This window comes from Streptomyces sp. NPDC039462 (assembly GCF_055639375.1).
The window spans coordinates 2,246,014-2,264,576 of record NZ_JBVKAO010000001.1; the positions used below are offsets into that span (position 1 = coordinate 2,246,014).

At 67.9% G+C, this 18,563-nt stretch carries 14 protein-coding genes and 4 pseudogenes; 8 read left to right on the plus strand and 10 right to left on the minus strand.

Translation table 11 applies throughout. The annotated features are described in order from the left end of the window. Positions 1 to 61: 61 nt before the first annotated feature. A pseudogene (locus ACZ7LU_RS09185) lies at positions 62 to 367 on the minus strand (alpha/beta fold hydrolase); the annotation flags it as partial. Positions 368 to 600: 233 nt separating this feature from the next. Here ACZ7LU_RS09185 and ACZ7LU_RS09190 point away from each other — a divergent pair. The 5 genes and pseudogenes from ACZ7LU_RS09190 to ACZ7LU_RS09210 all read left to right on the plus strand — a co-directional run. Beyond that, complete coding sequence (locus ACZ7LU_RS09190) at positions 601 to 1,476, plus strand: helix-turn-helix domain-containing protein (protein ID WP_471916219.1); 876 nt, start codon at positions 601 to 603, stop codon at positions 1,474 to 1,476. 154 nt (positions 1,477 to 1,630) lie between these two features. Further along, a complete protein-coding gene (locus ACZ7LU_RS09195; protein ID WP_398304501.1) occupies positions 1,631 to 2,395 on the plus strand; it encodes an SDR family oxidoreductase in 765 nt (254 codons plus the stop codon). A 267-nt stretch (positions 2,396 to 2,662) separates the two neighbouring features. Next, positions 2,663 to 2,963 (plus strand): annotated as a pseudogene (locus ACZ7LU_RS09200) (GNAT family N-acetyltransferase); the annotation flags it as partial. 88 nt (positions 2,964 to 3,051) lie between these two features. Then, positions 3,052 to 3,219: pseudogene (locus ACZ7LU_RS09205) on the plus strand (DUF397 domain-containing protein); the annotation flags it as partial. Further along, positions 3,216 to 3,404: pseudogene (locus tag ACZ7LU_RS09210) on the plus strand (putative ATP-grasp-modified RiPP); the annotation flags it as partial. The pseudogenes ACZ7LU_RS09205 and ACZ7LU_RS09210, both read left to right, overlap by 4 nt. A 131-nt stretch (positions 3,405 to 3,535) precedes the next feature. Here the strand turns inward: ACZ7LU_RS09210 and ACZ7LU_RS09215 are convergent. Further along, positions 3,536 to 4,219: a hypothetical protein gene (locus ACZ7LU_RS09215; protein WP_471916540.1), complete on the minus strand. Its 684-nt coding sequence runs from the start codon at positions 4,217 to 4,219 to the stop codon at positions 3,536 to 3,538. Positions 4,220 to 4,312: 93 nt separating this feature from the next. Between ACZ7LU_RS09215 and ACZ7LU_RS09220 the strand changes: the two genes are divergently transcribed. Further along, complete coding sequence (locus ACZ7LU_RS09220) at positions 4,313 to 4,624, plus strand: hypothetical protein (protein ID WP_471916220.1); 312 nt, start codon at positions 4,313 to 4,315, stop codon at positions 4,622 to 4,624. Between the two features lie 1,132 nt (positions 4,625 to 5,756). Here the strand turns inward: ACZ7LU_RS09220 and ACZ7LU_RS09225 are convergent. Further along, entirely contained in the window at positions 5,757 to 6,326 is a 570-nt protein-coding gene (locus ACZ7LU_RS09225) for a hypothetical protein (RefSeq protein WP_471916221.1), read from the minus strand. A gap of 173 nt (positions 6,327 to 6,499) precedes the next feature. Between ACZ7LU_RS09225 and ACZ7LU_RS09230 the strand changes: the two genes are divergently transcribed. Continuing rightward, positions 6,500 to 6,802, plus strand: a complete 303-nt coding sequence (locus tag ACZ7LU_RS09230) for a hypothetical protein (protein ID WP_471147622.1) — start codon at positions 6,500 to 6,502, stop codon at positions 6,800 to 6,802. A 776-nt stretch (positions 6,803 to 7,578) separates the two neighbouring features. After that, complete coding sequence (locus ACZ7LU_RS09235) at positions 7,579 to 7,998, plus strand: hypothetical protein (protein ID WP_471916222.1); 420 nt, start codon at positions 7,579 to 7,581, stop codon at positions 7,996 to 7,998. A gap of 720 nt (positions 7,999 to 8,718) precedes the next feature. On the opposite strand, the gene ACZ7LU_RS09240 is transcribed toward ACZ7LU_RS09235, so the two are convergent. The 7 genes from ACZ7LU_RS09240 to ACZ7LU_RS09270 form a co-directional block, all read right to left on the minus strand. Further along, complete coding sequence (locus ACZ7LU_RS09240) at positions 8,719 to 9,612, minus strand: IS3 family transposase (RefSeq protein WP_471916223.1); 894 nt, start codon at positions 9,610 to 9,612, stop codon at positions 8,719 to 8,721. Between the two features lie 87 nt (positions 9,613 to 9,699). Beyond that, positions 9,700 to 12,927, minus strand: coding sequence for a non-ribosomal peptide synthetase (locus tag ACZ7LU_RS09245; protein WP_471916224.1), 3,228 nt, complete (start codon positions 12,925 to 12,927; stop codon positions 9,700 to 9,702). Between the two features lie 26 nt (positions 12,928 to 12,953). Further along, positions 12,954 to 13,865: an NAD(P)-dependent oxidoreductase gene (locus ACZ7LU_RS09250; protein WP_471146724.1), complete on the minus strand. Its 912-nt coding sequence runs from the start codon at positions 13,863 to 13,865 to the stop codon at positions 12,954 to 12,956. A gap of 2 nt (positions 13,866 to 13,867) precedes the next feature. Continuing rightward, entirely contained in the window at positions 13,868 to 15,697 is a 1,830-nt protein-coding gene (locus ACZ7LU_RS09255; RefSeq protein WP_471916225.1) for a non-ribosomal peptide synthetase, read from the minus strand. Continuing rightward, positions 15,694 to 16,899 carry a pyridoxal-phosphate-dependent aminotransferase family protein gene (locus tag ACZ7LU_RS09260; protein ID WP_471146078.1) on the minus strand — a complete coding sequence of 402 codons (1,206 nt, stop codon included), beginning with the start codon at positions 16,897 to 16,899 and terminating at the stop codon, positions 15,694 to 15,696. The genes ACZ7LU_RS09255 and ACZ7LU_RS09260 overlap by 4 nt, the downstream gene beginning before the upstream one ends. 66 nt (positions 16,900 to 16,965) lie before the next feature. Continuing rightward, on the minus strand, positions 16,966 to 18,270 hold the full coding sequence (locus ACZ7LU_RS09265; RefSeq protein WP_471146076.1) for an MFS transporter: 1,305 nt from the start codon (positions 18,268 to 18,270) through the stop codon (positions 16,966 to 16,968). Between the two features lie 43 nt (positions 18,271 to 18,313). Continuing rightward, positions 18,314 to 18,523, minus strand: coding sequence for an MbtH family NRPS accessory protein (locus ACZ7LU_RS09270; RefSeq protein WP_161237201.1), 210 nt, complete (start codon positions 18,521 to 18,523; stop codon positions 18,314 to 18,316). Between the last annotated feature and the right edge of the window lie 40 nt (positions 18,524 to 18,563).

The window sequence follows — 18,563 nt, forward strand, 5'->3', positions numbered from 1 at the left end:
CCAAGACGTCCCAGTCGATCTCACCCGCCGCGTCCGCCGTAGCCTGGGCCTGCTGGAGCAGACGCTTGTCTGACAGGAACCTCGTGCGGGCGAAGACTGCCGCCATGTCGGGGTCAGTGGCACAGAAACTGTTGGTCAGCTCCTTACCCATTTCCGGCCGCTCCGGATTCCCCATGATCACGGGAGCCATCGCCGAGGACCAGCCCAGATAGTTCGAATCCAGCGACCCCAGCAGTTCCTCGATGTCGTCCGCGGTGAAGCCGCCGCGGTAACCGTCGTCATCGATGTAGCAGGGAGATGGGGCCACCATCGCCGTTTCCCCGATCCGCTCCGGCGCCATCCGTGCGGCCAGCACCCCCGCCCCTGCGGGTGGGGCACGAGATCGCTCACCTGGCCCTGGACGGCACGCATGTGCCGGGTCGCCCGGAGCGGATGTGATGCGAACCCGCTCGGCCGTCGTTGCGCCCCACGCGCAGACAGCCGGCCCGACCCACCCGGCCGGGCCGTACACCCCGTAGGGGCCGGGGCCGCGCGCATTCCAGGCGTGCCGCCTCCGGCAGCTAGCAGGCTGGTGTTGTGATGAGGGTGAATACTGGTGTGGTGGGTGTTTCACGCATCAAGCCTCATCTGCGGTGTCTGGACGGCAGCGGGTCCGATCTCGGCCATGCGGTGGCCGAGCGGTCGGTTGAGCGCGCCGCGGGCAGATCGGACGTCGCCCCGCTGTCCGTGGGCCCTCCGGTGCATGTGCTGGTGGTGCACACGGGGCGGTCGGCGAATCTGCGCTGGTCAGCGGATGGGACACCGCGCCAGGAGCGGTTTCATGCCGGGGAGGCGCTGGTCAATCCCGCCGGATGGGCGTCGCGGCCTCGCTGGCAGGACGACGTGGAGCTGTTGCTTCTGGGGATTGATCCGGCGTGGCTGGAGCAGCTGACGGCCGAGAGCGGCGCCGCCGGCCAGGTAGAGCTGGTTCCGCGGTTCCACTTCACCGATCCGCTGCTGAAGATGCTGTTGGAGCGTCTGGTGTCGGAGTACTCCGGCCCCGGCCCCGCGGACTCCCTGTACGCACAGTCACTGGTCCAGGCGGCCGCCGCGGTGATACTGCGGGTGGCCGCCGAAGGCCGGACGCTGCCTGGCCGAGAGGGCGGGCTGCCGCCGCGCCGGTTGGCCGAAGTCATGGACTACATCCACGCGAACCTCTCGCAGCGGGTCACGCTGGCGGAACTGGCCACCGTGGCCCAGGTCAGCGAATCCCACTTCACCCGAGTCTTCAAAGCATCGACCGGCGAATCCCCGCACCAGTACGTGATGCAGCAGCGTCTGGAGTACGCACGAGGGGAGCTCACCCGTACCAGCAGGCCGATTGCGGAGATCGCGACGGAGGCGGGTTTCGCGGACCAGAGCCATCTGACGCGGATGATGCGGCGCTACGTCGGGGCCACTCCACGGCTGCTGCGGGACGGTAGCGGCGGACGCTGACGGCCGGCGGGAAGTCGTGAGCGGTTTGTTCCACCTCTGATCGGATCGTTCAAGATCCACATGCGCCTCTGCGGTGAGTCTGGTGAGTATGGCTTGGCCCGTGGTGTTCGCCGGGGTCATGCCGTCCCACCCGAGCACATCGCAGGAGGCAGTCATGGTCACTACCCCGGACAAGACACTCAACGGCAAGGTCGCCTTCGTCGGCGGCGCGTCCCGTAACCTCGGCGGGCTGATCAGCACCACCCTCGGAGCGCAGGGCGCCCGGGTCGCGGTGCACTACAACAGCGACTCCTCCCGGGCCAAGGCCGAGGCCGTCGTGGAGGAGATCAACGCCGGCCCGGGCGAGGCGTTCGCTATCCAGGGCGACCTGACCCAGGTCTCCGAGGTGGAGCGGGTCTTCGACGACGTCGTGAACCGGTTCGGGAAGCTCGACTACAGCATCAACACCGCCGGCATGGTGCTGAAGAAGCCGCTCACCGACATCACGGAGGAGGAGTACGACCGGATGTTCGCGGTCAACTCCAAGGCCGCGTTCTTCGTCATGCGCGAGGCAGCCCGCCGCATCGAGGACGGCGGGAAGATCATCACCATTGTCACCTCGCTGCTGGCCGCATACACCGGCCTGTACTCCACCTACGCGGGCAGCAAAGCCCCGGTCGAGCACTTCACCCGCGCCCTGTCGAAGGAACTGTTCGGCCGCAACATCGCGGTCAACAACATCGCCCCGGGACCGATGGACACCTCGTTCTTCTACCCCGCCGAGGACGACGACTCCATCGCCTACCACAAGTCGTCCGCGATGAACGGTGACCTCACCAAGATCGAGGACATCGTGCCCTGGGTGACGCATCTGCTCACCGACGGCTGGTGGGCCAACGGCCAGACCATTTTCCTCAACGGCGGCTACACCACCCGCTGAACCAGCACTGCCCGGTGGGCGGCGCCCCGCCGCCCACCGGGCCGGGCCACGGCGAGCGTCCACTCGAACCACCCTGTACCCATCATTGGGGGATTGCTTATTCGCACCTTCGATCACGCCCTCTTTGGCTGATGCGGACGGGTACTCATCACACTGGCGATCGTAACCCGCTCATGTTGCGTAATCTGCCCCGTAGAATTTCTTACACTGGCTTACAGACTTTCCCCGGTTGGCCGCGTTCTTTTTCCCGTCCTCTGTGTAGAGGCGCTGGCCTACGCCGGCGACTACCCGGTCGGTTACGCCTACGGCAACCGCATCGAGGACGGAGATCGATACTGGCAGCGCACCAGTCCGGCTCCGAGCCACGCTCTCACGGACCGCGCGGCAGATCCACGACACGTTTCTCGACGGACGGGATGAGCACTACGCCACCCTCATGGTCAACGAGGCGGCCGGTGAGGGCAAGGTGCACACGCTCTACCGGTCTTGGGGATATGAGGACATAGGACATAGCCAGCCCTCTCCAGCGTCACCCCGGCTCACGGTGATGGTCCGGCCGATTCGCTGACAATGCCCGCCCGAAAGACCGGCAGCGGGAGAGGAAGTAGTCGTCACTACCAAGATCATGGCCCGAGCCCTCCTCTTTCAAGTCCTCATACAGTAACGATACGTGTGGCAACTACGTTGAGATCGCCCGCCTAACCGAACAGGTCGGCATTCGCGACTCGAAGGAGGAGGCGAGTCCCGTGTTCGTCGTGCCAGCCGACGGTTGGTCCTTGTTCGCCAATCTCGTGTGCTCAGGTGCTGTCGGAGGGTGGAGATGAGCAGGCAGACCGTGGCTCCGTGGGGTATAACGCGGATGAGGTCGTTCCCCGAGATGGAATTGCCGGCCGCCGAGGTGGTTCTGGACCTCGAGTCCCAGACAGGACTGTGGTTAGGGCCGGACGGGCTGGAGACACCTGCGCTGGACCGGCACAAGCGGTCCGAGACGTCGAAGGAGACGACCACGACGGCAGGGCAGGTCTGTCTACACTGCCCGTTGCTGTCGCTGAGCACCGGATGGGGCGCTTCGACGGCAGAGGGCTGGAGCGCGGCACCCGGGTGGCGGAGGGCGACATGGTGCTGCAGCGGCGCTGGGTATCAGCGCAGGTTGGTGAGCCAGGTGACCTTGGCTGCTGGCGCAATCTTCTCGTTCACCTGGGTCTCGGTCCGCCGGTCCCACGCGGGGCCGGTGGTGGCCATGACGAACTCGCCCGCGTTGAGTTCGTCGATTAGGCCCTTGTCGGCGGCGCAACGCCGCGCTTCCTCGCGTTTCGTCGGCTCGAGACGATCGCTGATCTTGGCCTCGCCGATGACGATCCGGCCGTCGATGATGGCCCAGAGGGCTACCTCCAGGTCTGGGTATCCGTCCCGGCGAACGACCGCCTCGGGCATGTGCTGGAAGGAGTGCGCAGGCTCCGCGAGCGCCGCGGGAGCGAGGAACGGCACATGAATGTTGGAGCGCAAGCCCTGGTAGGCGACCTCGTCGAGGCCGTAGTACGACTGCGGCTCCAACTCCTGCTCCTTCCAGGCAGATCGGACGATCGGGTTGTGCGCCCCCGCAAGAAGGGTGCTGAACACCTGACGGGCTGTCGGAAGTCGCAGCCGTACCTGGACCAGAAGTTGGGCCAGGGAGGTCCCGGTGACGGTGAAGACCCGGCCGTGGGAGTCGATGCTGATCCCGGATGTGCTGGGGCGGACTTCCCACGAGGTGCCGTCGGCGGTGACCGCGTCGTTCAGGGCCCACCGGGCGGGAAGGACGGCTTTGGGGTCCAGGACATCCACCTGCCACCCGCAGGAGTGCGGCTGGACCCCGGCCGCCTAGCTGGGCAGCGGAATCTCGACGTTCCGTGCCTGGTCGGTTCCCAGGAACGGCTCGTGCAAGGTGTCGCCGACGTACGCCTTGTCGAGAAGGTGGAGACGGCGCGCACCGGCAGATCCGCCGGGGCACAGACCTGTACGTCCAGACGGGCCGAGGAGCCGGAGGCGGCCATCCGCCCCCAGGGCGTGGCCAGCAGCCGATCACATCTGCACAACCTGCCCACGTCGCCAGTCGAGCTGCCCGGACACGACAACGTCCGCGCCATCCGTAAGTCCATCGCCTCGATTACCTGCCTGCCCGAATCCGGGATGATTCTCTGGCTGCTGATGTATCGCCACCCACGCTTATACTTCAGTGCAAGCGTGTGAAGCGAGAGATCGACAAAGTCGTTGTGAAGGCTCTGGCTGCAGACGTCGCTTGGGAAGATTCAGCCCCTGTGCCCATGTCCCGGAAACGGGCCCGCGGCCAGGAGGTTTCTGGAACGGGCCCGCGGCTGGGTTGCGGAGCTCAGTGGCGGCCGAGGGCTCGGACGGCCCATCCGACTTCGTGCCAGGTGTCGCGGCCGGAAGACCCGGGCTGTTGAGTATCGCCCCCACGATGCCGCGCCCCGCCACTGCCCGTAGGTGGGACGGACAGCAGGTGCCCGGTGCAGATCACTGGCGATCCTGTACCAGTCTGATCTTTGGTCAATCGCTTGCGGTCCAGTACGCGTTGCACGTGGCACACCACTGTCGGGTGGTCTTCACGCCCTCTCTGCGCGCCGCTTTCCGATCGATACGGCGCCAGACGAGCCGTCCCCGCGGGGTCTTGCAGTCCGACAAGTGCACGACGCCACGCCCCAGCCTGGCTGTCTCCACGTACCAGCTGTAGGCCGGAACCCCCGCGGCACGCAGCTGCAGGACATCACGACGCTCCGAGGCGTGAAACCCCAGGGTGTGCACCAGGTCGCTCTCGCTACGCTGCCGGAAGGCACTGACCAGCGGGCAATGACCGCTGCGGGCGCCTTCTTACCAGCCTCTTCGAGCAGCGCTCCTTGGAATGATTCCCATCGGGTGCCCTGGAGGACAGTCAGCGTGAGTTCGTCCGGGGATTTCCTCTGCTGCGATGCGGCCCCCTCAGGGGCAGGCTCGGCGACCAGTAGTCTGCGCAGTTCCGGTCCGTCGACGGTACGCGCAGCCAAGTCCAGCAGACGCTCCAGATCGGGCCGACGCTTCCGGTACTGGAGCTCCGCACCCAACTCGAGCACCTGCTCAGGAGCGCACACGCGGAGCACATCGGCCAGCAGGTCCTCCGCCTCCTGGCCGCGGTCGGCATCGTGTAGATCATCCAGCCCCTCGATGATGTCCGTCGCGCGCATCCGACCGACGTCGGGGCGTCGACGCGGGTGAGGAACGCTCCCGCCGGACTCCCATCGCGAAACCTCACGGTGCGTCGCTTCCGCCATCGCCTTCAGGTGCCGGGACTCGTCCTGCAGCAGCCGCAGCATCGCTTCCTCCTGGGCTACCTGGTCCTCCAGGTCGGCGACCTGCCGCAGTGCCTCGTCGCGTTGGTGCTCCAGGTGCCGGATCTCCTCGGTGTGCGTGGCACGCTGCTCCCGGCCCAGTTGCTCCAGGCGCCGCTCAGCCTGCTGCCGATCAGTGCGTTCCGCTCCAGTTCTTCCCGCAGCGCAGCCAGATCTCGAGACGCCCGGACTCGTTGCTCCGCGTTGGCCTTCTCGGCCGCCGCCATCTGGTAGCGGCGCAGTGGCAGCTCTCCTTTGGTGCGCACCGCAGCGAACAGCAGATCGCGGCTGCGATGTGCGTCCACACACACGCCGCGATCGTCCAGAAGGCGACGCAGCCGGGCCGTCAGCTTCATGTCAAACGGCGGCCGTTCCCGGCCGTTGACGAACTTCGACAGGTGGGTGGGACCGATGTCCAGGGCTTGCGCCAGGTCCTTGTACGTCATCAAGGCCTGGTCGCCCAGGTCTCGCAGATGCTGAGCAAAGTCCCTGCACGCCGGATCCAGATCATTGGGAATCGACCCCAAGGACCGCGGCTTCGAGACGCTGACCTGCTCGACCTCATCCATGGCGTCACGCCCCCCGCGAGATTGCCCTTGCTGCGCAAGTTGCTGCCCTGTGCCGCAAGGAGCGGTTGCCCCCTGCGCAACCACAGTGCCGCGAGGTGGACGTGACCTTAGTCGGAGCCCAACTGAGGCCCAACCGAAGGAGACTGAGATGACGGAACCAGGCTGGCAACTACGTGGACGCGTCTGCGTGTGGCATTACGTGGGCGCGTGCACGGAAGTACGTCCTGACCCGCACGGAACTCGCCTCCGGCCTGGCCAAGCGGCCCTACGATCTTCGGCACGCCGGGATCTCGTTCTGGTTGTACTCCGGGGTGGACCCGGCCGAATGCGCTCGCCGCGCGGGCCAGAGCATCGAGGTCCTCTTCCGGCACTACGCCAAGTTCCTGGACGGCGTCCGGGAGCAGGCCAACCGGCTGATCGAGCAGTCGATGGAGGAGTGGGACCGCGTCAGCCTGGGCGGGGCGCCATCGGCGTGAGTGGGGGGGGTTGGTCCGTGACTGGTCCGGAAGTGCTGGTCAGAAGCGGGATAACGGTCGGAGGAAATGGGAGGTATGGCATAAACCGGGCCCCGCTCTGAGCGGGCCGGGCGAAAGGCGCCTGACGGGTAAAAGCCCAGTTCAGGCGCCGTTTTTCGTGCGTCTAGAAGAAGCCGGGCTTCTTCGCCGAGTACGACACCAGGAGGTTCTTCGTCTGCTGGTGGTACACCAAGTGCACCCCGGCTGACCTGGGAAAACGATGCTCTGTAACCCTTTCGCGTGGGGGCTGGTCCGGAGCTGGTCCGGATCTTGGTAGCCGCTGCATAGGCGGCAGGGGTCGGTGCTAGGGGACTTGTGGGATCGATGGGGAGCAGGGAGGGCGCTCCCGAGAGTGGCCTGCGCTGTCGATTACGGCCGGTGGTCATCGCAGCCCATTTGGCCGGATAGAAGCTAGTGAGTGCCGCCGCTTACTCCCAGTTCCGATTCGCCCGGCCCACTACGGGCCATCGACCTCCGCTAGCCCTCGGCATCCACAGATGGTTCTGGGGTAGCGAGCCGGTTTGCTCTGGGGGGGCCTGGGCTGCCGACGCCTTCGGTCCTGGCGCAGGCGATGTTGGCATGGAGGGCGCTCGCGGGCAACACCCGGTATCGCAGCGCTCTCTATGGCGAACGGCGGGTCCTAACAGGATGCCCCGAGCTAGATCGTTTCCTCGGGGGGCCCGGCTCGTTGACCCGCATGCCATCCGGCTGATATGCCCCAGGAGAGGTCCACGCCCATGCGTAAATTGATGCTGGCTACGTTGCTGGCCCTGGCGATGCCTGCCATCGCAGTGGCGGTGCCCGGGGTGGCCGGAGCGGAGGTGACACGGGCGCCCGGCACTGCCCAGGCCCCAGTAGAGCTGACCTACACCGAACCCGACAGGGACGGACAGCGCATCACCTGGCACTGGACGGTTACCAACCAGGAGAGCGCCGCAGCCGACGTGGTGATCACCCACCGCGTCACGCCCACGGTGCCCGTCATGCTCACCGCACCCTGCGAGGGCACAGCGGAGAAGATCACCTGCCGCCTCGGCGAGATGCCTGCCGGTGGCCAGATCGAAGGCATGATTGTGGCTGAGTTGCCGCCCGGTCAGAGCGACACCCCACAGATCCAAGGAAAGGTCACCTGGAGGGACGCCCCAGCAACTCCGTAGCACCACGTATCGCTCGCGGCCACCGGGCGCGGGAGCAACTGCGGCATGTGCCCATCTCGGGCCCTCCCCACCGAGGTTGAGGAGACAAGCTCCCCGATCGTTGCTGGAGCGCCCTTGCGCCACTGGCTACTCCCCTTAGGAGGACGGGTTCGCGGTGCCTCGGGCAGCCAGCCCTGCCCAGCCTTCGGGCTGTTCGGATGCCGGGGGCCGCTCATCCGTCCCACCTGCCGACACCACAGGCACATCAGAGGTGTTGGTGCGAGCACATAGCCGCGTCCCGAATTCCGCAGATGCGCCCTGGTTGTGGCCGACCAGTGAGTCCAGTGAGCTGCTGGTGCCGTAGGGGCGGGCGCGCAGGAGTCGGTGCTGCAGGTTGAGCAGGTCGCCCGAGGGGTTGTCGTGGTCGGTGAGATGGGCGGTGTCGAGCAGGGCGCCGCAGGGGCCCTGCTCGGGGTCAGTGACGTTGTGGCACTGGGATGGGTACAGGGGATCGGCGTGCGGCTCAACCATCAGACTGCGTGAGTTGCCACGGATCCTTGGGGCCGGCAGCTCGCATGCGGGACAGGTGGTGCGCAGGAAGGACCGGTGCTCTGTGCAGGCGAAGGTGACCGCCAGCCGCCAGGCCAGCTTCCAAGGCCCGCCGTGGCGCTGCTGAATGGCCGAGCCATCGCCGGCGAGGCAGGATGGGTAGTGGCAAGGGATGGCGCGGGTAGTCGCTGGTCAGGTAGGCGTGACGCCCCGTAGTTGGCGAAAGTGCCGCAGGCTAGTTGGCAAGCTGTGGTCACGGACAGCAACTACCCGCTCACCGACTCGAACTAGACAAAGGCGGCCATTTCCCGCATGGGCCGTTGGGCAGCTGGGCGACACACCGTAGGCCCCACCAAATCCCCCAGGGCGCCACTGCCCCACTCGTTCCTTTACTTCAGGGCGTTTCACCCTGTGGAACGGTGACTTCCTGGGGGCGGCGCGGACGAAGACGTCGTCGCGCACAAGGGTGCCGGGGAACCACCGCAGGCGCGGGCCGCAGTGACAATGAGCACGCTCGCTCCAGCGAGGGCGGGGGCCCTCGGCCAGGGCGCAGCGCGGGCGTTCCGGACCGAGCTCGTGGAGAAGCCCGCCACGCGAACAGAAAAACCCCCAAAGGCCAACGGCGCGGCCTCGCCGAGGAGAGCAGTGCCTACGCGCGCCCCCCCGCAGATCGCATAGGTTGAGGGGGAGTTGGAAGAGGCCGTTGTCACGGCCGGGTTGAGGACGCGATTGCCCGGCCGTAGGGTCGCGGTCGATCAGGTCAGGGCTCGGCTTCGCCCTTTTGTCGGGCCGGGGCAACGAGTGGCACTTACGCCGGGTGACGCATCGGATGTCGCGCTCGCGTATCACGCCAGCGGCGCGCTTGCGGTTCACCCGCCGCCCCGAACGCCGCAGTTCGGCGTGGGTGCGCGGAGCACCGTAGGTGCGGCGGGAGGCGACGTGCAGCACCGTGATCTCGTGCGCGAGCGCGTCCTCGGCGGTCTGCCGGGCACGGCGGGCGGCTTCGCCGTCACGCCACGCGTAGTGATAGGAGGAGGGGCGGGCGACGTGCAGCACCCGCCACAGCCGAACAATCGGGTAGTCCACCTTCCCCGCAAGGATGAACAGGCACGACTCGCAGGCGTCGAGCTCAGGGCTGTCCCGCAACTCACACGAGCACTCGAATGGGCCCAGTCAGCCGACTGGTTGGTCGGCCCCCGCCGCCACGATCAGCCGGGCGGCGTTGGTGACCGAGGAGTCCGCGAAGAACTCGGCGATCGGGACTTGCACCGTGAACACGCTCTTGAGGCGGGAGACGAGCCGCAGCGCGGCCAGCGAGTGGAAACCCAGCGCGAAGATGTCCGTCCGCAGGTCGATCGTCGGCACCTTGAGTACCGCACAGTAGACCTCCGCGACCTTGGCTTCGAGTTCGCCGGCCAGCGCTTCCTCGGGGAGGACCACATGCTCGCGGCTGTGCAGTGCGAGCAGGGCTGCCTGGTCGACCTTACCGTGCGCGGTGAGCGGGAACCGTTCGACTATTGAGATGTGAGCCGGAACCAGGTGTGGGGGAAGCTGGGTACGAACGTACGCCGCTACTGCTGCCTCGTCGGCGTACGCACCGGTCAGGAACGCGATCAGCTCCAGCTCGGCCGCTGGTCCGGCCTCAGTGCGTCGAGGCACGACCAGGCTGCTCGCCACGTCCGGGTGGCCGTCGAGTACCGATTCGATCTCGGCGAGCTCGACCCGATGGCCGCGCAGTTTGAGCTGACGGTCCACGCGGCCGAGGAATTCGAGGTCGCCTTCGCTGGTCCAGCGGCCCTGGTCGCCGGTGCGGTACATGCGTGCGCCCGGCTCGGCCGCGAACGGGTCCGCCACGAAGCGCTCGGCGGTCTGCTCTGGCCGGTTGAGAAAGCCGTCCGAGACGCCGGGGCCGGCCAGGTAGATCTCTCCTGGCACGCCGCGTCCCACCGGTGCGAGCCATGTGTCGAGCACGTAGACGGCGGCGTGCGGCATGGGGCGTCCGATGGGCAGCGCCTCGCGGTCGAAGTCGGCACCGGGCTCGTAGGTCGTGCTGGTCACCGCCGTTTCGGTGAGTCCATAGACGTTGGTGAGCGGAATCCCGAAGTCCAACCAGCGCTGGTAGACCTCGATCGGCGCGCGTTCGCCGCCGACCAGCAGGCGCCGCAAGGTGCGCGGGAGGGGGACGGCAGCCGGGTCGATCAGGCGCACTACTTCGATCCAGTAGGCGGTGGGGAGTTCACATATCGTGATCTCGCGCTCTCCCAGGAGGTGCAGCAGTTGCTCCGGGCCGGTCCGGCCGAGCACGCCGTCGAAGAAGACGACGCAGCCACCGGCCAGCCAGGTGGGGAAGAACTCCTCGACATGTACGTCGAAGGTCATCGCGGCGAGCTGCAGCATCCTGTCTGCCGGGCCCAACTCGAATGTGTCCACCGCGGCTCGGGTGAACGCGGTCAGGTTGGCGTGGGTGACGAGGGTGCCCTTGGGCACTCCCGTCGAGCCGGAGGTGAACGGGACGTACGCGACCTGACGGGTTGTCACGACGGTGTCCTCCAGATCCGCGTCGGTCTGGGCCTCGATCGAGGAGGCAACCGCCGGATCGTCGAGGGCGAGGACCTGGTGGGGCCCGGCGAAGTCCTCGGCAAAGTCCTTGGCGAGGTCCGCGACCGTGAGCACCAGGCGGGGCGCGGTTTCGGCGAGGATGTGGGTCTTGCGGTTGTCGGGGGCGTCCGGGGCGACCGGGACGTAGGCCCCGCCCGCCTTCAGCACGGCGAGCACGGCGGACGGCCAGGAGGAGCCGTGGGGCAAGGCGAGCGCGACCCGCTCGCCGGTGCGAAGGCCCAGCTGGCGCAGGTGCCGCGCGAGCCGGTTGGCCTGGCTGTTGAGCTGTGCGTAACTGATCTGAGTGCCGTCTTCGCGCTCGATCGCGGGCGCATCCGGGCTCTGTCGGGCCCGTCGCTCGAACAGCGTGTGCAGGGTGGCGGGCTCGATTTCCGGTACGGGACGGCCGGTCAGCTTCCGGTCGGGCTCGGCGTCGGTCGACGTGCGGAGCGCTCCCAGCGGGAGCTCGGGGTGGGACGCGGCCTCGCCGAGCAGCGCCAGGTAGCTCTCGGCCATGGCCTCGATGGTGCCCAGGCCGAACAGCTCCCTGTCGTATTCGAACTGAAGGCTCAGCTCCCCCAGCGCGTCCACGGCGCCGAGACCGAGCCGGAGCCGGGCCCCGCCGTTGGACAACTCGTACAGTTCTGTCACCGCGCAGCCCGGCAGCGTGGCCTCGAACTCCGTGGACTGCTCGAAGGAGTACGCAGTCTGGAAGAGCGGGGTCTCATGCGAGGTGCGTTGGGCGTCGACCCGTTTGACCAGCTCGGTGAAGGGCGCGTCCTGCGAGGCGAGCGCGTCGAACGTACTCAGCTGGAGTTCGCGGACCAGCGAGGCGAAGGGCACGTCCGCGTCCAGCCGCAGTCGCAGCGGCATGGTGTTGGCGAACAGCCCGATGAGCGACTGGTACTCGGGCCGGGTCCGGCCGGCCAGAGGCGTTCCGATCAGCAGGTCGTCCTGACGGGTGTAGCGGGCCAGCAGCACGCCCCAGATACCGCCGAGCATTGCGAACGGCGTGACCCCGAGCCGCTTGGCGCAGGCGTAGGCATCGGCCCGGAGCCGCTCTGGCACCACTGTCGTGAACTCGTCCCCCCGGTACTCCCGGGCCGCTCGTGAACTTTGATCGACCGGCAGTGTGAGGGTCGTCGTCGCGCCGGCCAGTTCCCGGGCCCACGCGTCGAGCGCGTCGTCGTACCCGCCGTCCTCGGTGAGGCGCCGCTGTTCGGCCGCGAAGTCGCGGTACTGAAGGGTGAGGTCGGGCAGGTCGGGCTCATCGCCCGCGTGCCATGCGGTGTAGAGCGCGGTGAACTCGGTCCAGAACAGACGCAGCGACCAACCGTCCGCAACGATGTGGTGCAAGTTGAGGAACAATGCGTAGGCGTCATCCTCAAGACGGAGCGCAGCAGCCCGCAGCAGTGGGCCGTGCACGAGGTCGAAGGGCTCGCGAGCGGCGGTCTCGACGAACTCACGCCAGTCGTCGGGGCGGGAGCGGAAGTCGAACACAGGCAGCGTGAAGGGCCGCGGCGGATCTGTGACGAGGTACAGCTCACCGTTTTCCTCTCCCACCCGGGAGCGCAGCACCTCGTGCCGGCGCACGATCTCGCTCACGCAGCGTGCGGCGAGTTCCGTGTCCAGCACGCCACGGAGTCGGATCACCATGGGTATTCCATAGACGCTGCGGCCCGGGGCGAGTTGTTCGGCGATCCAGATCTGTTCCTGGAGGAGGGAGAGCCGCTCGGTCTGTCGGTTGCCCATGGGTGCTCCGGTCGGGTGGGTGGCCTGCGGAGTGGTGGTTGACTCGGTCATCGTGATCCGCTCTTCCTGACTGTCGGCTAGTAACCGAGTTCCCGGTCGACCAGGCCGATCGGCTCGAGGCCGTCCGCCAGTCGACGAATGTTGCGTTGGACCAGGTCGACGAAGGGTTCGAGTGCGTGGTCCAGATCGCCGGCGCAGTGCGCGGTGATCACACAGGTGGGAAGGGACCACAGCGGGTGCTCGGGAGGAAGCGGCTCGGGGTCTGTGACGTCCAGGCCGGCGCCGGCGATCCACCCGGAGGTCAGCGCGCGAACGAGGTCATCGGTGACGACGAGCCCGCCGCGCGCCACGTTCACCAGGCACGCGTCCCGCCGCATGGACTTGAGTCCGGCTTCGTCGATCAGCCCGGCCGTGTCGGCGGTCAGCGGCGCCGCGAGGAAGACCACACGGGCCTCGGGCAGCCATGCGTCGAGGCGATCGGGCGTGCCGACCTCGGCGCCCGCCATCGGGGCGCCGCTGCGGCACACCACCTTGGGGCGGACCTTGAACGGGCGCAGCAGTGCGAGCAGTGCCCGGGCGACCCCGCCGCCGCCCACCACAAGGACCTCGGCGTTGGTCAGCCCGATGGCGGGGCGCGGCAGCCAGGCGCCGGCCCGCACGGAGGCAGTGCCCTGACGCAGCACGGTCAGCGCGAGCATGAGGGCGTGCTCGGCCACCAGCTCGGACTGGACGCCCACGGCCCGGCTCCAGCGGATCCGCTCATCCATGAGCGGCAGGTAGCTTTCGACGCCGCTGCTCGCCAGTTGAACCCAGCGCACCGACGGCGCGCGCTTCAGTGCGGCTGCCAGCTCCGAGGGCTGCTCGCCGGTCCAGATCAGGCCCTGGGCTTGGCCCAGCGGAGTCAGTCGTACGCCTGAATCGTGCAGCGCTGTCATGAGATCGGCGGGTGCCGGCTGCGGAAGCACTGCCACGGGCAGGTCGGGAAGCATGGTCACCGGCCACTGCCCGGGTTGCCCACCGCCGTGACGTCCGCCGTCGCGCCGGCCAGCGCTGCCACTCCCCGTACCGTGTACGCGGCGAAGACCTCGCGCGGACCGAGGCTGGTACCCAGGTGTTTACGGATCCAGCTGATCAGCCGCAACATGAACAGCGAATCCCCGCCCAGGTCGAGCAGGTTGTCGAGCACGCCGATCTCGTCGAGTCCCAGGAGTTCCGCCGCGACGGTGCCGATGCGCCGCTCGATCTCGCCTGCCGGCGGCACGAACTCGGTGGGCAGGTCGGGTCGGCGCTTCGGTGGCTGCGGGAGCATCGCGTGGTCGATCTTCCGATGCGTCGTCAGCGGGAACTCGTCCAGCCGGATCAGCGCTGAGGGGATCAGATGGGTCGGCAGTTCGTCGGCGAGGAAGGAACGCAGCTCACCGACGCTCAGCGTGTCCCGGTCAGCAGTCACGTAGCCGATCAGACGCTGCTCACCCGACGTGTCCCGACCGGTCGTGACCAGGGCTTGACACACCGCTGGGTGCCGGTCGAGCGCGGCCTCGATCTCGCCCGGTTCGACGCGATAGCCACGCACCTTGACCTGCTGGTCGCGGCGTCCGAGGAATTGCAGCCGGCCGTCGGGAAGACGGCGTACCCGATCGCCGGTGCGGTATAGCCTAGCCCCCGGAATCCCCGAGTAGCGGTCGGCGACGAACTTCTCCGCGGTGACGTCGGGCCTGCCCAGGTACCCACGTGCCAGCGAGTCGCCGCCGACGAGCAGCTCGCCCTCGGTATCCGCGGGAACGAGTTCGAGCCGCTCGTCGACGACGAACATGCGGGTTCCGGCGATGGCATCGCCCATGGACAGCACCCCGTCCTTTGGTGTCTGTCCGGGCGGCACGCTCCAGTACGACGCGGTCGCGGTGGTCTCGGTCGGTCCGTAGACGTGCACCAGGGGGAGGCGGAAGCGGTTCCACTGCCGGACGGCTTCGGGCATGGCGCGGTCTCCGCCCATGACGACCAGGCGCAGTGACGGGGGAAGTGTCCCGCCGGTGTCCACGAGGTGGTGGACCAGCAGGTGCCAGTGCGCGGTCTGCATCTCCAGCAGCGTGACGTCGTGCGCAGTGAGGAAGTCGAGCAGGGCCCCCACGGGGGAGAGCGCGACCCGGTCGGCCGGGAACACGCTGGTCCCGCCCCGCACGAGTGGGGGGAACAGCTCCTCGAGTGCGGCGGAGAACGCGGCGGCGGCCAGCATCAGGTAGCGATCACGCGGCCCCATGCCGAACTCGGCGCTCGCGGCGGCCGCGAGGTTCGCCAGGCCGAGATGGGTGATCATGACGCCCTTGGGCGTTCCGGTGGAACCCGAGGTGTAGATCACGCAGGCCAGCTCGTCCGGCGCGGCTGCGGGGGCGTCCGGACGGGGAGCCAAGCGCCCTCGGTCCGGGGCGAGCGTCGTGACGGGCGAGCCGGTCGGCCCCTCATACGCCGCGTCCACGATGAGAATCCTGATGCCGGAGTCCGCCGCGAGGAAACTCTTGCGCTGGTCGGGGTAGTCCGGGTCGATGGGCACGTAGGCCGCTCCCGCGCGCAGCACGCCGAGAATCGCGACGAGCAGGTCGGCGGAGTGACGCATCATGACGCCGACGCGATCTCCGGGAAGCACGCCCGCCTCCGCCAGGCGCGCCGCCATGTGCTCGGCTTCGGCGGCGAGTTCGGCGTAGGTCAGCGTCCGCTGTGCGTCCTCGGTGGCCGGGGCGTGAGGCGTCGCCCTCGCGTGCTGTTCGAGCAGGCTCGGGATGAGCTTCGGCGCGTCGTCGCGCACTGATCGGACGTCGGCGTTCACGCGGCGGACTCCTCAGGGTTGGACGGCATCGACGTCAAGGGGCCCGCGGCGGCGGCAGCCTGCTCTGCCATCAGCTGCACCACGGGTGCAACGCCGCTGCCCGGCAGCACCGGGGCGCCGAGGGCCGCGAACCCGGTTTCGAGTGCGGCCAGCACGGTGACCAGGTCGAGCGGGTCGACGTGACCGCAGTGACCGATCCGCACGACTTGGTCGGCCAGTTCTCCGTTGCCGGTGGTCAGCTGGACCCCGGTGTGCTCGACCACCGCGTCGACGACGGCTTGCGCGCCCACTCCGGGTGGTGTGAACGCGGCCGTCACGATGCCGTTGCGCGCCACTTCCGGGGTCAGCAGCCGGAGTCCGAGGCCGCGCAAGCCCGCTCTGGCCATCCGGCCGAGCTCCGCGTGCCGCCGCTGGCGCCGCTCCATGCCTTCAGCCAATACCTGTTCCAGCGCCGCGGACAACTGGAGCAGCACGCCGACCGCCGGCGTCCAGGGGGTACGCGGGATGGAGTCACTCAGGCTGTCACGCGCGATCGTCCAGTCGAAGTAGAACCGTGGGTTCCTGGCCTCGGCGTGCCGGCGCCAGGCGCGCTCACTGACCGAGACGAAGGAGACCCCTGGCGGCGCCATCAGCGCCTTCTGAGTCCCGCTGACCACGACGTCCAATCCCCAGGCGTCGGCCTGCATTTCGCAGCCGCCGACCCCGGAGGCCGAGTCCACGATCGTCAGCACGTTGCGTGTCGCTCGCCCGAAAGCCTCAAGGTCGGTGACGACGCCTGTGGAGGTCTCGCAGTGCACGACAATCGCCGCGGCGATCCGCGGGTCGGCCTCCAGACGGGCTTCGACAACGGCGGGGTCCGGCTCGCCACCCGGCGCGACGTCGAGCACGACGGTCTCGAGGCCGTAAGCGCGGCACAGCTCCACCCAGCGCCTTCCGAAGGCACCGTTGTCGACCACGAGTACCTTGTCCCCTGGACTGAAGAGGTTTTGCACCGCGCTCTCGAACGCACCGGTGGTGCTTGAGGTGAAGACCAGCACATCCCCCTTGGTGCCGAGCACCTGCCTGAGCCCGTCGATGATGCGGGTGAAGGTGCGTGCGAAGTCCACGGTGCGCTCGTCGACCATGGGATGCGTCGCCGCCGCGATGACCGCGGGCGGCAGCAGGGTCGGGCCGGGTATGGCCAATCTGTCCTTGTAGATCATCTTCCTGATTCCTTCGTGCCGCGGTGGTCCGGCTTCGTCAAAGGCTTGTCCGCAGTCGAGCACCGCTCAGCCGACCGTCGCCTCATTGCCGCTGTCCGGCACGTGCGGTCCGGTCTGCGCCTGTAGCTCCGGTGGCTCGACCTTGGTCAGGGCAAGGGCGAACAGTGCCGTGCCCACGACCGCGAGCACCGCACAGCCCACCAGCACCGGGCGCAGGCCGAACAAGATGCCCAGGGGGCCGGCCACGGCGAAGCCGACCGGTTGGGCGATCTCCGAGGCCATCAGGTCGAAGGCGGCCACCCGGCCGAGTACCTTGCTCGGTACGGCTCGCTGCATGAGGGTCTGGAAGAACACTCCTTGCAAACCGATCGCGCAGCCGGAGAGCACCGCGGCACCCGCCACCACCACCGTCGGTACGCCGGAACCGAGGGCCAACGCCTCGAAGACGATCAGCGGTGGCAGCCACGCTATGAAGACCACCGGTCGCTTCGGCTTGATCCGCGAGGAGGTGAACTCCGCGCAGAGCACGCCGATGGTCATGCAGGTGCCGATGACACCCCAGGCCGCGGGGCCGCCCAGGTGGGTGTCGGCCACCAGCGGGCCGAGGACCGCGAGGGGAGCCAGCAAAACCATCGAGAACAACGTCCACTGCAAGGTGAGCAGCCAGAGCCAGGGGCGCTTCTGAAACTCCCGCCAGCCTTGCTTCAGCTGCGTGACTGTCCCGCCTTCGTGCTCCGGTTCGGCTTCGCGCCGGGCGGGGATCTTGGCGAATACGAGGCAGAGGGTGATGAAGGCCATCAGTACGCTCTCCACCAGGAAAGCGGCTCCCGAACCGTATGCCGCCACGACGAATCCTGCCGCCGCGGGGGCCACCGTCCAAGCCAGTGAGGAAAAGGCGCCGACCAGCGCATTGGCCTCGTCCAGGTCTTCTCGCGCAACGATGTCCGGCATGATCGCCATGCTGGCCGGGCCGAACAGCGCGTCGGCGCCGCCATATACGACGGCAAGCGCGAAGAACCAGGCGAGGGTCGCGGTATCGGTGAGGAGCCCTACCGCCAAGGTCGCCGCCGCGGTCAGGCGTACGATCGACGAGACGATGAGCAGAGCGGCACGCGGAAAGCGGTCCGCCGCGACGCCGGCAAACAGCGACAAGGCGAGTGAGACCGCCGCCTGAACTCCGAGGACAAGGCCGAGATCACTGGCGGAACCAGTGGTGTGAAGGATACCGAAGCTCTCCGCGACCGGCAGGAAGCCGTTGGCCATGCTGGAGCCAAGACGGGCGGCCAATAGGCAGGTGAAGTTTCGGTTGGTCAGCAGCCTTCTGCGTTTGCTTCGGCGTCTTGTTTTTTCGGAGGCCTCTACATCGCTCATTGCGTCCCTTTCCGCGCGTGCTGGTTTCAGGTCCGAGGGGTCCTCAAGAGGTTGTCGCCTCGACCAGGGACTTGGGCCGCATGTCCGTCCAGTTCCGTTTCACGTACTCCAGGCAGTCCTCTCGTCCGGCTTCGCCGTGTACTACGGTCCAGCCGTTGGGCACGGCGATGGCGGCGGGCCACAACGAGTGCTGTCCCTCAGCGTTGACAAGCACCAGGTACACGCCGTCTTGGTCCTCGAATGGATTCGCCACTGCTCTCACTCCCGTAGGTAAGTTGTCGAAATTCGTCGCG